Raw genomic sequence first — 13,824 nt, forward strand, 5'->3', positions numbered from 1 at the left:
GTATAACCCTTGGTCGTATTGGGAAATTTGGCTTTGGTGCGGTACTTGCCGTCGGACAGTGGCAGGGCAACATCAAAGGTCGCCTTGGCCATGTCATTGCCGATTACTTGCATGATCTTGCTCCAGCTTGAACTTACGATCGTGATCGGAAGCCGCCAGACTTGCCCTTGTGAGTGCAGGCTCTCACCCGAAGGTGGGCCTAAGATACCGTTCAAGTTCCAAGGCGGTGTCAGGCCGCCGACGCGCTGAATCTACTTTGCAAGCTCGAAGGCTTAAGAGCCGAGGCAGCGTCATCGGAGCCTCCCGGGGTCACCGGGGGAATTGTGCCTGATCAGGGCGCCATTCCAAGACACAAGAGCCGAGCCATGCTCGGCTGCGTTTCGCTCTTCTGTAGAGCCGAGCCATGCTCGGCTGCGTTTCGCGCGAACCAGTCGAGCATGGCTCGGCTCTACAAAAGCGGAGCCGTCGAGCATGGCCCGACGTTACCGGCGCGAGCCTTCCAACTGCGTGGTCAGCAGCCGGGTCAGGTTCCGGCGCGCGAAATACCCCTGCAGCTGCGCGGCCTTGATGGTCCGTGCCTTCAGCTTCGGCGCGCCATCGTCCCCGTATTCAATGCGGTAGCAGCGCGATGCGCCGCAGAGCTCGGCCTGGCTGGCGGTGACGATCACCACGGTGATCTCCAGGCTGGTGAAGGCGTTGCCGGTCTTGATATCCGGGTTCTCGGTACTGGCGCGGTCGATGAGGGTGCGGAACCGGCCCAGGTCGCGCTCGCCGCCGCTGCTGAGCGGGCCGACATTGGTGGCACGGCGGATGTCGTCGTCCTCGCTGGGCGTGGCCTTGCTCCAGTGCTCGGTGCGCTCGGGGATGACCGCACGTACGACCGTGCCATCGGGCTCGATGAGGTCGATCACCACGTCCAGCAGGTACACCGGCTCCAGGCCGAGGTTGGTCACGAAACAGTGCGCATCCAGGTGCCGGCCGGCGCCGGAGGTGATGAGGATGGAGGGCCGCTGCTGGCGGCGGTAGCTGCGCAGGAAGAAGTTGAGGTAGACCACCCAGATCAGGGCGGTCACGCAGGTCATCACCGCGGTCAGCAGCGGTGCGAAATGGAGCAGGTTCTGCAGCATCCTCGGCGGAACTCATGGGCGTGGGGTGGCCCATGGTCGCGGTTGCGGTGCTTGTGGGTTGTGAAGTGGTCGGCGTCCACGTGTCGCGCGGCCATCCACGCGTGGCGTGGATCTACCGGCGTGCCCCTCGTTGCGCGGGCATCCACGCATGGCGTGGATCTACCGGCGTGCTCCTCGTTGCGCGGGCATCCACGCATGGAGTGGATCTACAAACGCGCGGTCAGCCTTCGACGATCACCACGCTGGCGATGCAGTGCCCTTCGCGCCTGGCCCTGGCCTGCTGGTACTCCGGCGAGGCATAGCAGGCCTGCGCGGTTTCCAGATCTGCAAATTCAATCACCACGTGGCGGTCAGGCAGGTCGCCTTCCAGCACCACCGAACGGCCACCACGGGCCAGGAACTTCGCGCCGTACTTTGCGAATGCCGCAGGCGCCAGCGCGGTGTAGCCGCTGTACTTCTCCGCATCCAGCACCTGAACGTGGGCGATCCAATAGGCGGCCATCACTTCTGCTCCTGTTCGAGCAAGGCATGGGCAATCGCCTCGGCCTCACCAATGTGTTCGGCCACGCGCTGCCGCGCCAGCGCTTCGTCGCGCTGCACGCAGATGGCATCGCAGATGGCCTTGATGCGTTCAAAACCGGTCTTCTCGCGGTCCACGTGGGTCAGGGTCATCGCGCGCAGGCGGCTGATGCGGCCGTTGAGGCGCTGCACGATTTCCCATGCGATGTGGTTGTTGCCGGCACGGAAAATGGTTTCGTACAGGGTGGACGAGGCTTCCAGCACCGGCGCGATATCCGGCGTGCCATACGAGGTGCGCAGGGTTTCCAGTGCCTGCTGGATCTGCGCGGCGGTCTCGTCGGTGAGGTTGCGCACGCAGTCGGCCACCGCGCTCTGTTCCAGCACGAGGCGGATGCGGTAGACCTGGCTGGCCACGTCCCAGTTGAGCACGGCCACGATCGGGCCCTTCTGCGGCAGCACTTCCACCAGGCCTTCGGCCTGCAGGTAGCGGATCACTTCACGCACCACCGTGCGGCTGACCCCCAGCTGCTCGCACAGGGTGCGTTCGACCAGGCGCGCACCGGACGGGAAGTAGCCGGTGATGATCGCGTTGCGCAGCTTTTCCAGGCACTTCTCGCGCAGGGTGACCGGCGAGTGGTCGATTCTCAGGTTCATCGTGTTTCGCAATCCCTTTAGGTGGCAGCCACGCCATGGCGGGCGCGCTGCCGGTAGTTCGTGTACGTCCACGCTATTCAACCACGGATCATGAATAGCGCACCCCGGCAGCCCGCTCCAACCCGACCTCACCACCCCCGTCTGCGACTTTCGTCGCGGGCTAAAAATGAATGCGCATAGACATATTGCAGGGCGTTTTTGGAGGGTGTACTGTCGCTGCCAATGGTATACCAACATACCGTACACCAATATTGTGACCGCCAGCGGCGGCGAGGAAGGACCAGATGAGCCTGATACGAAAGACCGTTCTCCACGTGGAGACCGTGCATGTGGACGGGGGCCGTGACGCGGCCAGGCCGCTGAAGATGGTGGCCGCCGCCGCCGTGATCCGTAACCCGTGGGCCGGCCGTGGCTACGTCGAGGACCTGTCGCCGGAGATCCGGGCACTGGGCCCGCAACTGAGCCAGCACCTGACCGACCTGATCCTGGGTGAGGTCGGCTCGGGCGATGCGGTGGAGGCCTTCGGCAAGAGCGCGGTGGTCGGCCTGGCCGGTGAGCTGGAACACGCCTCGGCGCTGATCCACACCCTGCACTTCGGCAACATCTACCGCAACGCGGTGCGCGCCAAGTCCTACCTGGCCTTCACCAATACCCGCGGCCCGGCCAATGCGCCGATCGTGCTGCCGATGATGGACAAGAACGACGAAGGCCGCCGTTCGCACTACCTGACCGTGCAGTTCGCCATCGCCGATGCCCCGGCCGCCGACGAACTGGTGGTCGTGCTGGGCGCGGCCACCGCCGGCCGCCCGCACCACCGCATCGGTGACCGCTACCAGGACCTGAAAGAGCTCGGCCATGACGTCTCGAACCCTGCCGCTGTCAAGTAACCAACAGGCGCACTGCCTGGACCAGGGTGCGGGAGAGCCCCTGGTCCTGATCCACGGTGTCGGCATGCAGGCCGCCGCCTGGGGTCCGCAGATCGCCGCCTTCGCCCAGCAGTACCGGGTCATCGCGGTGGACATGCCCGGCCACGGCCAGAGCACGCGCCTGCCGGGCGAACCCGCGCTGACCGACTACGTGGCGTGGATGGTGGAGTTCATCAGTGCCCTGCAGCTGGGCCCGGTCAACCTGGCCGGGCACTCGATGGGCGCCCTGATCGCCGCCGGCGTGGCCATCGAGCGGCCGGACCTGGTGCGCCGCCTCGCGGTCATCAATGGTGTCCACCTGCGTACCGATGCCGCCCGCCACGCGGTGGTGACCCGTTCGGATGAACTGGCCACTGGCCGGATCGACGTGGAAACCCCGTTGCAGCGCTGGTTCGACGAGGGCACCACGCAAGCCTCGCTGGTGGAGGACGTGCGCTCATGGCTGCAGAACGTGGATATGCAGGGCTATGCCGATGCCTACCGCGCCTTCGCCCGTGGTGATGAGACCTACGCAGAGCGCTGGTCGGAAGTGGGCTGCCCTGCCTTGGCGCTTACCGGCGCCGAGGATGCCAATTCGACGCCGGCCATGGCCCTGTCGATGGCAGCGCTGGCCCGCAACGGCAAGGCCGTGGTCATCCCGCACGAACGCCACATGGTCAACCTGACCGCCCCCGCCAAGGTCAACGCGGCGCTGGCGGAATGGCTGGGCACCGCAACGAACTAGCTGCACTCATTCCAGGCCATCGGTTGGAGGGAACATATGGCTATCGATCCAAAAGAGCTGAGGGAAGCCTTCGGCTCGTTCATGACCGGCGTCACCATCGTGACGTCCACCACCGCAGACGGTGAACCGATTGGTTTCACCGCGAACTCGTTCGCTTCGGTGTCGCTCGATCCGCCGCTGTTGCTGGTCAGCATCGCCAACGCATCGGGCAACTACGACAACTTCGTGGGCGCCAAGCGCTTTGCCATCAACATTCTGTCCGAGGCACAGACCGACGCATCGAATACCTTTGCCCGGCGCAATCCGGATCGGTTTGCCGCGGTGTCCTGGACCAACAGCGCTCTCGGAAGCCCGCTCCTGGACGAGGTCAGTGCGTGGTTCGACTGCACCATGCACACGGTGGTGGAGGCGGGTGACCATGCCGTCCTGATCGGGCAGGTGGAGCACTTCCATACGGCCGGCCTGCCCGGGCTGGGCTACTACCGCGGTGGCTACTTCACCCCCGCCAAGGTGGCCACCGAGGTCATGACCGATACCAAGGGTCTGATCAGCGCGATCATCGCCCACGACGACAGCCTGCTGCTGGTGCCAGCGCCGGAAGGCGGCTGGGCCCTGCCCACTGTCGAGATCGGCAACGAGGGTGCGGACAACGCATTGGAACGCATCTTTGCCCGGCATCAGCCTGGTGCCTCGCCGAGCTTCGTGTACTCCGTCTATACGGACACCGACACTCACCGGCAGTTCGTCACGTTCCTGTGCAGCACCCCGGAAGCCACGGCCCAGCAGGGCGAGTACATCCCGCTTCGGGATGTACCAGGGCTGGCCATTCCGGACGCTGCGGTCAAGAGCATGCTGCAGCGTTACTGCCGCGAGAGCGCGCTGAAGACCTACGGCACCTATTACGGCAACCACACCTGCGGTGTGGTCAAAGAACTGATTGCAAGGGAGAGTTGAAATGCGGTTTTCTTTGTTCATCCATATGGAACGCGTCTCGGACCAGCAGTCGCAGAAGCAGCTGTACGACGAGATGATCGAGCTGTGCCAGATCGCCGATGAGGGTGGCATGCATGCCATCTGGACCGGCGAGCACCACGGCATGAACTTCACCATCGCGCCGAACCCGCTGCTCAACCTCGCCGACATCGCCAACAAGACCAAGAACGTGCGCCTGGGCACCGGCACCGTGGTGGCCCCGTTCTGGCACCCGATCAAGCTGGCCGGCGAAGCGGCGATGACCGACATCATCTCCAACGGCCGCCTCGACCTGGGCATCGCCCGCGGCGCCTACTCGTTCGAATACGAGCGCATGGTGCCGGGGATGGACGCCTGGGGCGCCGGCCAGCGCATGCGTGAGCTGATTCCGGCCATCAAGGGCCTGTGGAAGGGTGACTACGCCCACGAGGGCGAATTCTGGTCCTTCCCCAGCACCACCTCGGCACCGTTGCCGCTGCAGCAGCCGCACCCGCCGATCTGGGTGGCCGCGCGCGATCCCAACAGCCACGAATTCGCGGTGCAGAACGGCTGCAACGTGCAGGTGACCCCGCTGCACTTCGGCGACGACGAAGTGCAGAAGCTGATCGGCCACTTCAACGCGGCCTGCGAGAAGTTCAGCGAGGTGCCGCGTCCGAAGATCATGCTGCTGCGCCACACCTACGTGGCCGACTCGGAAGCCGACGCACAGGTCGCCGCCGACGAGATCAACGTGTTCTACAACTACTTCGGCGCATGGTTCAAGAACGAGCGCCCGATCAGCCAGGGCCTGATCGCCAAGCTGAGCGATGAGGAGATTGCCGCCCACCCGATGTATTCGGCACAGGCGATGCGCAGCAACAACGTGATCGGTCCGGCCGAGGAAGTCATCGCCCGCCTTAAGGCCTACGAGGCCATGGGCTTTGACGAGTACTCGTTCTGGATCGACACCGGCATGTCCTTCGAGCGCAAGAAGGCCTCGCTGTTGCGTATGATCAACGACGTCATGCCCGCCTTCGCCCAGGAATGACCATGGACAGCCCGTTCGAGCTCTACATCGACGGCCGTTTCGAAGCCGGTGCCGGTACGTTTGAAAGCATCGACCCGGCCACCGGCACGCCGTGGGCGACCATGCCCGAGGCGCGCCGCGAGCAGGTGGAACGCGCGGTCGAGGCCGCCGACCGTGCCCTGCACGATCCGGCCTGGGCCACGCTGACGGCTTCCCAGCGCGGCAAGCTGCTGTACCGGCTGGCCGACCTGCTGGAGCAGGCGGCGCCGGAACTGGCCGCCATCGAGACCCGCGACACCGGCAAGATCATCCGCGAAACCCGCGGCCAGATCGCCTATATCGCCGAGTACTACCGCTATTACGCCGGCATCGCCGACAAGATCGAAGGCAGCTTCGTGCCGGTGGACAAGCCGGACATGCAGGTCTGGATCAGCCGCGAGCCGATCGGCGTGGTCGCCGCCATCGTGCCCTGGAACAGCCAGCTGTTCCTGTCGGCGGTGAAGCTGGGCCCGGCCCTGGCCGCCGGCTGCACCGTGGTGCTGAAGGCGTCCGAGGAAGCGCCCGGCCCGCTGCTGGCGTTTGCCCGGCTGCTGCACCAGGCCGGCTTCCCGCCGGGCGTGGTCAACGTCATCACCGGCTTCGGCCCCGAGTGTGGCGCCGTGCTGAGCAGCCATCCGAAGGTCGCCCAGGTGGCCTTCACCGGTGGCCCGGCCACGGCGCGCCACATCGTGGCCAACACCACCGGGAATCTGGCCCGCGTCTCGCTGGAGCTGGGTGGCAAATCGCCGTTCATCGTGTTCGACGATGCCGACCTCGACAGCGCGGTGAACGCGCAGCTGGCCGCGATCTTCGCCGCCAGCGGGCAGAGCTGCGTGGCCGGTTCGCGCCTGCTGGTGCAGGCCGGCATCAAGGATGCGTTCCTGGCCCGGCTGCTGGAAAAGGTGGCGGCCATCCGCATCGGCCCGCCCGATGATGCGGCCACCGAGTTCGGCCCGCTGTGCACCGAGCGCCAGCGCCAGAACATCGAAGCGGTGCTGGCCGCGTCCGTCGCCCAGGGTGCCCGCGTGCTCTGCGGTGGTATCCGCAGCGAGCGCGCCGGCATCTACTTCCCGCCCACCATCGTCGACTGCAGCGCTTCGCCGCAGGCGGACAGCATCACCACCGAACTGTTCGGCCCGGTGCTGTCGGTGGATGTGTTCGACGATGAGGCGCAGGCGATCCACAAGGCCAACAGCACCGCGTTCGGTCTGGCCGCCGGCATCTTCACCCGCAACCTGACGCGCGCGCACCGGCTGAGCCGGGCGATCCGTTCGGGCGTGGTCTGGATCAACACCTACCGCGCGATTTCACCGCTGGCTCCGTTCGGTGGATTCGGTCTTTCGGGCCATGGACGGGAAGGCGGCGCCGCGGCCGCCCTGGAATACACCACGACCAAGACGGTGTGGCTGCGTACGTCCGATGTCCCCATGGATGACCCGTTCGTGATGCGCTAGGCCCCGCGCCCGGCACCCACACCCGTTCCCGCCTCCGGCCCGCGCGCCCTCACCTCCCCCCCCCCCCTCGATGGGCGAGGTCGCGCAGCCCGGTTCCATGACCGGATCGTTCCTGCGCCCCCTGCACAGCCGGGCGCGCGCGACCGATCCCGACGCACGCCTGCCGGGCGACCGGCTGGCTCAGGAAATCCGCCCATGAGCAATGCAAACAAGCAGGATGGCGCTTTCTCCATCGAGGGCCACTCCATCGGCTACATCCCCGAACAGGAGCGCCACGGCAACCCCCGTGACCTGTTCACCCTGTGGTTCTGTACCAACATCGCCCCGTTGGCGGTGATCACCGGCGCGATGTCGGTGCTGACGTTCAAGCTGGATATCGTCAGCGCGCTTCTGGCCATCGTCACCGGCCACATGTTCGGCGCGGCCATCCTCGCCCTTGCCTCGGCGCAAGGCCCGCTGGCCGGCATTCCGCAGATGATCCAGAGCCGCGCGCAGTTCGGCCGCTTCGGCTCGCTGCTGGTGGTCGGCTTCACCACGCTGATCTACCTGGGCTACTTCATCTCCAACATCATCCTGTCCGGCAAGACCCTGCACACGGTCATTCCGGCGGTGCCGCTGCCGCTGGCCACCATCATCGGCGCCGCGCTGGCCACGGCCATCGGCATCATCGGCTACAACTTCATCCACGGCTTCAACCGCATCGGCATCTGGTTCATGGGCGGTGCGCTGGCCATCGGCCTGGCCATCATGCTGCCGCGCCTGGGCGCCGATGCCTTCAGCCACGGCAGCTTCTCGCCGGCCGGCTGGTTCTCGATGTTCGGCATCTGCTCGGTCTGGCAGATCAGCTTCTCGCCGTACACCTCGGATTACTCGCGTGCCCTGCCACGCAGCGTGGGCGTGTTCCGCCCCTTCATCTACACCTACCTGGGCTCCGCGCTGGGTCCGATCCTGGCCTTCACCTTCGGCATGCTGGCGGTGAGCGGTGGCGGGCAGACCGATGCGATGGAAGCGGTGCGCCTGCACACCGGCTGGTTCGGCTACGTGCTGATGGTGCTGTTCCTGGTCAACATCATCGGCCACAACGCGATGAACCTGTACGGCGCGGTGCTGTCCTGCGTGACCTCCCTGCAGACCTTCTCCCCGTCGTGGACGCCGGCGCGGCTGGCCCGCATCACCCTGTCGTGCGCGCTGCTGGTGGCCTCTACGCTGTGTGCGCTGTGGGCCTCGGCCAACTTCATCGAGATCTTCATCAACGCGGTGTTCGCGCTGCTGTTCATCCTTGCGCCGTGGGTGTCGATCAACCTGCTGGACTTCTACGTGGTCAACGGCGGGCGCTACGACATCGCCTCGATCTTCGCCCGCGATGGCGGCCGCTACGGCCTGTTCAACGGCCGCGCCCTGCTGGCCTACGCACTGGGTGCGATCGCCCAGGTGCCGTTCATCAGCAACGCCTTCTTCCAGGGTTCGTGGGCGCAGCTGTTCGGTGGCGTCGATGTGTCCTGGGTGATCGGCCTGCTGGTCAGCGCCCTCGCCTACTACCTGCTGGCCGTGCGTGCGCCCCAGGGCGCCAGCGTCGCGGCCACCTGATTCCCTCCCGGCGCGGGCACCGGCTGCCCGCGCCCGACACGAACCACGAGGTATGCATGAACGTTGAAACGTCCGCGCTGTTCCACCAGCGTGCGCTGGTGGCTGGGCAATGGATCGCCGCCGACAGCGGTGAAGTCGATGAGATCCTCGACCCGGCCACCCAGCAGGTGCTGGGTACCGTGCCGCGCCTGGGCCGCGCCGAAACCGAGCGCGCGATCGCCGCGGCCTCGGCCGGCTGGGCCGACTGGCGGGCCACCACCGCCGAGCACCGCTCGCGCGTGCTGAAGGCCTGGCACCGCCTTCTGATCGACAACACCGAAACCCTTGCCCGCCTGCTGACCGCCGAACAGGGCAAGCCGCTGGCCGAAGCACGTGCGGAGATCGTCTATGCCGCCAGCTTCGTCGAATGGTTCGCCGAGGAAGCCAAGCGGGTCTACGGTGACATCATCCCCAGTCCCTACCCCGATGCGCGGATCATGGTGACCCGCCAGCCGATCGGCATCGTCGCCGCGGTGACGCCGTGGAATTTCCCGGCGGCGATGATCACCCGCAAGGTGGCCCCGGCACTGGCGGCCGGCTGCCCGTGCATCGTCAAGCCTGCGGCGGAAACCCCGTTCACCGCCATGGCGATGGCCGACCTCGCCCTGCAGGCCGGTGTGCCGGCGGCGATGTTCAGCGTGGTGACCGGCCATGCGGCGTCCATCGGCGATGCGTTCTTCGACAGCGAGGAGGTGCGCAAATTTACCTTCACCGGCTCCACGCCGGTCGGTCGCATGCTGTACGGCAAGGCCGCGAAGACGGTGAAGAAGGTCTCGCTGGAACTGGGCGGCAACGCGCCCTTCATCGTGTTCGACGACGCCGACCTGGACGCTGCCGTCGATGGCGCGATGCTGGCCAAGTTCCGCAACGCCGGCCAGACCTGCGTCTGCGTCAACCGGTTCCTCGTGCACGACGCCGTCCACGATGCCTTCGTCGAGGCGCTGCGTGCACGCATCGCCGCGTTGAAGGTGGGTGCGGGCGACGCCGAGGGCACCCAGATCGGCCCGCTGATCAACACCGCCGCCGTGGCCAAGGTGCAGTCGCACGTGGATGACGCGGTGGCCAAGGGCGGTCGGGTGCTGCTGGGCGGCGACGTCGGCGCGCAGGGCGAGTGCTTCTACCTGCCCACCCTGGTGGTCGATGCGACCGCCGAGATGCAGGTGGCGACCGATGAAACCTTCGGCCCGCTGGCCGCCGTGTTCCGTTTCCACGACGAAGCCGAGGCCGTGCGCCTGGCCAATGCCACCGATTCCGGGCTGGCCGCCTACTGCTACACCCGCGACCTCGGCCGCGCCTGGCGCATGAGCGAGCGGCTGGACTACGGCATGGTCGGCATCAACCGCGCCGCCATCTCCAATGAAGTGGCGCCGTTCGGCGGCATCAAGCAGTCCGGGCTGGGGCGTGAAGGTTCGCGCTACGGCATCGAGGATTTCCTGGACATCAAGTACACCCTGTTCGGAGGCATCAGCGCATGAGCGATTCCCGCTTCGAAAAAGGCCTGCAGATCCGCCGCCACGTGCTGGGCGATGAGTACGTGGACCGCGCCCTGGCCCAGGCCGATGCCTTCAGCCAGCCGCTGCAGGAACTGGTGACCGAGTACTGCTGGGGCACCGTCTGGGCACGCAGCGATCTCGCCCTGGCCGAACGCAGCCTGATCAACCTGGCGATGATTTCCGCGTTGAATCGTCCGCACGAGCTGAAGATCCACGTCAAGGGCGCGCTGCGCAACGGCGTCAGCCGCGAGAAGATCCGCGAGGTGCTGCTGCAGGTGGCTATCTACTGCGGCGTGCCTGCCTCCGTGGACAGCTTCCGCGTGGCCCGCGAGGCCATCGCCGAGTTCGACGCCGCCGAGACGTAAGCCCTTTCAGCAGCCATCGGTGCGCCCTGCCCGTGCCCCGCGGCGCGGTGGGCGCCCTGTTGCCCGATGGCGTGCCGATTGCCCCTTTCCTGCTGTTCCTGCCTGGGAACCTGCCATGCATCCTGCGTTCCGTTTCGCCCGTTCGCCTCTTGTCCTGGCCCTGTGCCTGGCGTGTGCCTCGCTTGCACATGCCGAAGCCCCCGCCGAAGAGGTCACTACGCCTGCCGACGCCCCTGCCGCAACGCCGGCACCGGCGCACACCGGCTGGACACTTGGCGGCGTCCTGCGCGGCCGCTGGGATGTGCGCTTCAACGACGCGCACGGTGATGGCAGCCGCCGCACTTCCAACCACCTGTCCTTCGACACGCTCATCCTCAAGGCCGACTATGACGGCCAGGATTACTTCGCCTCGGCGCAGTACCGGTTCTATGGCGGCAGCGTGCTGTACTCGCGTGCCGGCGGCTACCGCAACTACCCCGGCGAGGTGAGCTTCCCGCTGCAGGCCTATGCCGGCCGCCGCTTTGCCAATGGCGATCGCGTGGCCATCGGCCTGCAGCCAGTGGTGCTGGATGAGCAGTACTGGGGCGCGCAGGTGCTGGGCAGCATCGGCTTTGTGGTGGGCCTGGAAGAGGTCTATGCACCGGGCATCACCTACCGTCACGACGGCGATGGCTACCGCCTGGCCGCAGGCTACTACCCCATCTCTACGCCCGACGGCAAAGGCATCAGTCGCGATGGCGCACGCTATTCCACTGCTTTCGTGCAGGGCGACAGTTACGTGCCGAATGGCACCAGCACCTCCGAGCGCGACCTGGTGGCGGCCACCGTCGACTGGGATCTGCTGAAGCATGACGACGTCACGGTGTCTGCCGCGGTATCCGGTCTGTACTCGCGCCTGCAGGACGAGAGCGGCACGCCGCAGGGCGACGGCACGCGGCGCGCTCTCGCAGCCAGCGTGAAGGTCAGCAATGGCACCTGGCGCGGCAAGGTCCTGGTCGCACGGCAGGACATCAGCCTGCCGGCTTCGCGCGACACCCACGTCATCACCGTGGGCGGCTTCGATGCGTCCTACAACATCGCCACCAAGGGCACGGTTGTGTTCGCCGAAGTGGGACGGCCGCTGACGGTCGCCGGGCAACCGTTCGACCTGTATGCCAGCCTGTCACGTTTCATCAAGGACGAGGCCGACTTCACGGACAGCCAACGGTTGACCCTTGGCGCTGCATGGAGCCATGGCCGCCTGCGCGTTTCCAGTGAACTGCTGGTCGGCCGCAACGATCCGTTCGTGGGTGCCGGGCAATACATCAGCGGCGCTGCCGAGGGCGGCGACGACCGCTACAAGACGTCGCTGTTCACGGTTGTCGGGTACCGGTTCTAGGGCACGCGGGCATCCACGCATGGCGTGGATCTACAGGGCGACCGGGTTGCTGGTGCCAATGCTACCGCCTACCATCGACGCGGACGAGGACCCGACAAGGACGCCAGGGATGCCGGGCAGAAGCAGATCCCCGCAGGGCCAAGCCACCTTGCGCGCATCGATCATCGGCGCGCTGTGCTGCACGATGGCCGCCTGCGGCCTGGTGATGGACAGCCGTTTCGACACACTGCAGGCCGCACGTGAGCAGGACATGGTGCGCAAGGGCTGGGTACCCGAATGGGTGCCGCCGGATGCGACCGATCTGCGTGAGGTGCATGACCTGGATTCGAACGTGAGCGAACTGGCCTTCCGCAAGCCTGTTGCCACGCAGATCCAGCTTCCCGCGGACTGCCGGAAGACGAGGTATACGTCCAGCGCCCGCGCGTCCATCCAGCGCACCTGGTGGCCGCCGGAGCCGTTGCTGCAGATGTCCTACACCGTCTTCACCTGTGGGCCGGACTACGGCCGCGCCACCTTCGCGGCCATCAGCAGCTCCGGCGATCAGGTGCTGTTCTGGCGCACCTACCAGGATTGATGCGCGCGCCGTCATCCCGACCCTTCGCCAGGTCGTCACGTTGCACGTGCCCTGCGTAGAGCGGAGCCATGCCCCGCCGCCATGCCCTACAATCCCTTGTTGCGGCGGAACACTGCACCTACCATCGGACCGCCCTTTCCCGATCCCCGCCCCGATGACGACCTACGCCGAACTCAACGCCGCCCAGCTGGCCAACCACGCCCTCAACATCTTCATCGCCGAGGGCCGCCACATCGAAGGCGCGCGCGTGATCTACCGAGCGCTGCAGCTCGACCCGCATCATCCCGATGCGCTGCGCAGCCTCAGCGATTTCCACGCAAACTCCGGCACCGAAGCCTTCTCGGCCGCCACCATGGAATACGCCCTGTCCGGCGCGATCGATCTGAGTGCGGAGGAACGCCAGAAGCTGGAAGCGCTGCATTTCCTCGACATCTGGACCTGGGGCTTCGCCCGTCACAATTCCGGCGAGGCACAGCTGGGTGCCGAGGCCTTCAAGAACCGTGACGACTTCGAGGTCGACCACGCCGCCTACGCGGCCTTCCTCGGCACCATCGTGGAGCCGGCCGGTTCACTGCAGGCTGCCTTCGAGGCCGCGCACCGCCTGTCGGGCCTGATGGCGGGCTTCCTGCAGCACGGCGGCAATGACGATCCGGACCTGGACGATGTCCTGCGTGGCGAAGGTTTCGTTGAAACCGCCGAGTATCCGCAGTGGCTGCAGTCGTCCACCGACGACGTTGACGCACTGGACAAGGCCATCCAGGAGCAGCGCCAGAAGGGGTGATCCGGCGCGTCGCCGGGCATGTATCAGCCCCGGTAGAGTCGAGCTTGCTCGATTGCTTTTTCAACAGCAGTCGAGCAGGCGCGATGCCCGCTTTACGCTGACGGCCCGTGGCTTGGTAAAAGGCAGTCGCTTGGACCAGCTGCAGGCCGCCATTCAGTAGGCCATAACGGTCATGGGCAGGTTACC

Annotated in this window: 14 protein-coding genes and 1 pseudogene; 11 read left to right on the forward strand and 4 right to left on the reverse strand. The window is 66.3% G+C overall.

Annotated elements, in window-relative coordinates; genetic code table 11:
- The 4 genes and pseudogenes from C1925_RS00095 to C1925_RS00110 form a co-directional block, all read right to left on the reverse strand.
- A pseudogene (locus C1925_RS00095) lies at positions 1-113 on the reverse strand (IS110 family transposase); the annotation flags it as partial.
- Positions 114-482: 369 nt separating this feature from the next.
- Positions 483-1,127 (reverse strand): hypothetical protein, encoded by a 645-nt coding sequence (locus tag C1925_RS00100; protein WP_108767153.1) that lies wholly within the window; start codon positions 1,125-1,127, stop codon positions 483-485.
- Positions 1,128-1,347: 220 nt separating this feature from the next.
- Positions 1,348-1,629: a DUF1330 domain-containing protein gene (locus tag C1925_RS00105; protein WP_108767154.1), complete on the reverse strand. Its 282-nt coding sequence runs from the start codon at positions 1,627-1,629 to the stop codon at positions 1,348-1,350.
- Complete coding sequence (locus tag C1925_RS00110) at positions 1,629-2,300, reverse strand: GntR family transcriptional regulator (protein WP_108767155.1); 672 nt, start codon at positions 2,298-2,300, stop codon at positions 1,629-1,631. The genes C1925_RS00105 and C1925_RS00110 overlap by 1 nt, the downstream gene beginning before the upstream one ends.
- Before the next feature lie 284 nt (positions 2,301-2,584).
- Here C1925_RS00110 and C1925_RS00115 point away from each other — a divergent pair, with 284 nt between their 5' ends.
- From C1925_RS00115 to C1925_RS00165, 11 genes are all read left to right on the forward strand, one after another.
- Positions 2,585-3,187, forward strand: a complete 603-nt coding sequence (locus C1925_RS00115) for an amino acid synthesis family protein (RefSeq protein WP_108767156.1) — start codon at positions 2,585-2,587, stop codon at positions 3,185-3,187.
- On the forward strand, positions 3,156-3,950 hold the full coding sequence (locus C1925_RS00120) for an alpha/beta hydrolase (protein ID WP_108767157.1): 795 nt from the start codon (positions 3,156-3,158) through the stop codon (positions 3,948-3,950). Before C1925_RS00115 ends, C1925_RS00120 begins: the two co-directional genes overlap by 32 nt.
- Before the next feature lie 36 nt (positions 3,951-3,986).
- Positions 3,987-4,904 (forward strand): flavin reductase family protein, encoded by a 918-nt coding sequence (locus tag C1925_RS00125; protein WP_108767158.1) that lies wholly within the window; start codon positions 3,987-3,989, stop codon positions 4,902-4,904.
- Position 4,905: 1 nt separating this feature from the next.
- Entirely contained in the window at positions 4,906-5,949 is a 1,044-nt protein-coding gene (locus C1925_RS00130; protein WP_108767159.1) for an LLM class flavin-dependent oxidoreductase, read from the forward strand.
- Positions 5,950-5,951: 2 nt separating this feature from the next.
- Positions 5,952-7,421 carry an aldehyde dehydrogenase gene (locus tag C1925_RS00135; RefSeq protein ID WP_108767160.1) on the forward strand — a complete coding sequence of 490 codons (1,470 nt, stop codon included), beginning with the start codon at positions 5,952-5,954 and terminating at the stop codon, positions 7,419-7,421.
- A 195-nt stretch (positions 7,422-7,616) separates the two neighbouring features.
- The gene (locus C1925_RS00140) at positions 7,617-9,008 is read left to right on the forward strand and encodes a cytosine permease (protein WP_108767161.1); all 1,392 of its coding nucleotides are present in this window, start codon (positions 7,617-7,619) and stop codon (positions 9,006-9,008) included.
- A 56-nt stretch (positions 9,009-9,064) separates the two neighbouring features.
- Positions 9,065-10,522, forward strand: a complete 1,458-nt coding sequence (locus C1925_RS00145; RefSeq protein ID WP_108767162.1) for an NAD-dependent succinate-semialdehyde dehydrogenase — start codon at positions 9,065-9,067, stop codon at positions 10,520-10,522.
- A complete protein-coding gene (gene pcaC / locus C1925_RS00150) occupies positions 10,519-10,905 on the forward strand; it encodes a 4-carboxymuconolactone decarboxylase (RefSeq protein WP_108767163.1) in 387 nt (128 codons plus the stop codon). Before C1925_RS00145 ends, pcaC begins: the two co-directional genes overlap by 4 nt.
- Before the next feature lie 115 nt (positions 10,906-11,020).
- Entirely contained in the window at positions 11,021-12,283 is a 1,263-nt protein-coding gene (locus tag C1925_RS00155; protein WP_108767164.1) for a hypothetical protein, read from the forward strand.
- A gap of 19 nt (positions 12,284-12,302) precedes the next feature.
- Positions 12,303-12,857: a hypothetical protein gene (locus C1925_RS00160; protein WP_254051358.1), complete on the forward strand. Its 555-nt coding sequence runs from the start codon at positions 12,303-12,305 to the stop codon at positions 12,855-12,857.
- Positions 12,858-13,011: 154 nt separating this feature from the next.
- Entirely contained in the window at positions 13,012-13,638 is a 627-nt protein-coding gene (locus tag C1925_RS00165; RefSeq protein WP_108767166.1) for a hypothetical protein, read from the forward strand.
- Positions 13,639-13,824: the final 186 nt, after the last annotated feature.

The organism is Stenotrophomonas sp. SAU14A_NAIMI4_5 (assembly GCF_003086795.1).
In the GTDB taxonomy this organism is placed as follows: domain Bacteria; phylum Pseudomonadota; class Gammaproteobacteria; order Xanthomonadales; family Xanthomonadaceae; genus Stenotrophomonas.

Bases quoted from the DNA above. Each gene is read 5' to 3' on its own strand.
- C1925_RS00100 (WP_108767153.1), bottom strand. From the start codon at position 1,127: ATGCTGCAGAACCTGCTCCATTTCGCACCGCTGCTGACCGCGGTGATG.
- C1925_RS00105 (WP_108767154.1), bottom strand. From the start codon at position 1,629: ATGGCCGCCTATTGGATCGCCCACGTTCAGGTGCTGGATGCGGAGAAG.
- C1925_RS00110 (WP_108767155.1), bottom strand. From the start codon at position 2,300: ATGAACCTGAGAATCGACCACTCGCCGGTCACCCTGCGCGAGAAGTGC.
- C1925_RS00115 (WP_108767156.1), top strand. From the start codon at position 2,585: ATGAGCCTGATACGAAAGACCGTTCTCCACGTGGAGACCGTGCATGTG.
- C1925_RS00120 (WP_108767157.1), top strand. From the start codon at position 3,156: ATGACGTCTCGAACCCTGCCGCTGTCAAGTAACCAACAGGCGCACTGC.
- C1925_RS00125 (WP_108767158.1), top strand. From the start codon at position 3,987: ATGGCTATCGATCCAAAAGAGCTGAGGGAAGCCTTCGGCTCGTTCATG.
- C1925_RS00130 (WP_108767159.1), top strand. From the start codon at position 4,906: ATGCGGTTTTCTTTGTTCATCCATATGGAACGCGTCTCGGACCAGCAG.
- C1925_RS00135 (WP_108767160.1), top strand. From the start codon at position 5,952: ATGGACAGCCCGTTCGAGCTCTACATCGACGGCCGTTTCGAAGCCGGT.
- C1925_RS00140 (WP_108767161.1), top strand. From the start codon at position 7,617: ATGAGCAATGCAAACAAGCAGGATGGCGCTTTCTCCATCGAGGGCCAC.
- C1925_RS00145 (WP_108767162.1), top strand. From the start codon at position 9,065: ATGAACGTTGAAACGTCCGCGCTGTTCCACCAGCGTGCGCTGGTGGCT.
- pcaC (WP_108767163.1), top strand. From the start codon at position 10,519: ATGAGCGATTCCCGCTTCGAAAAAGGCCTGCAGATCCGCCGCCACGTG.
- C1925_RS00155 (WP_108767164.1), top strand. From the start codon at position 11,021: ATGCATCCTGCGTTCCGTTTCGCCCGTTCGCCTCTTGTCCTGGCCCTG.
- C1925_RS00160 (WP_254051358.1), top strand. From the start codon at position 12,303: ATGGCGTGGATCTACAGGGCGACCGGGTTGCTGGTGCCAATGCTACCG.
- C1925_RS00165 (WP_108767166.1), top strand. From the start codon at position 13,012: ATGACGACCTACGCCGAACTCAACGCCGCCCAGCTGGCCAACCACGCC.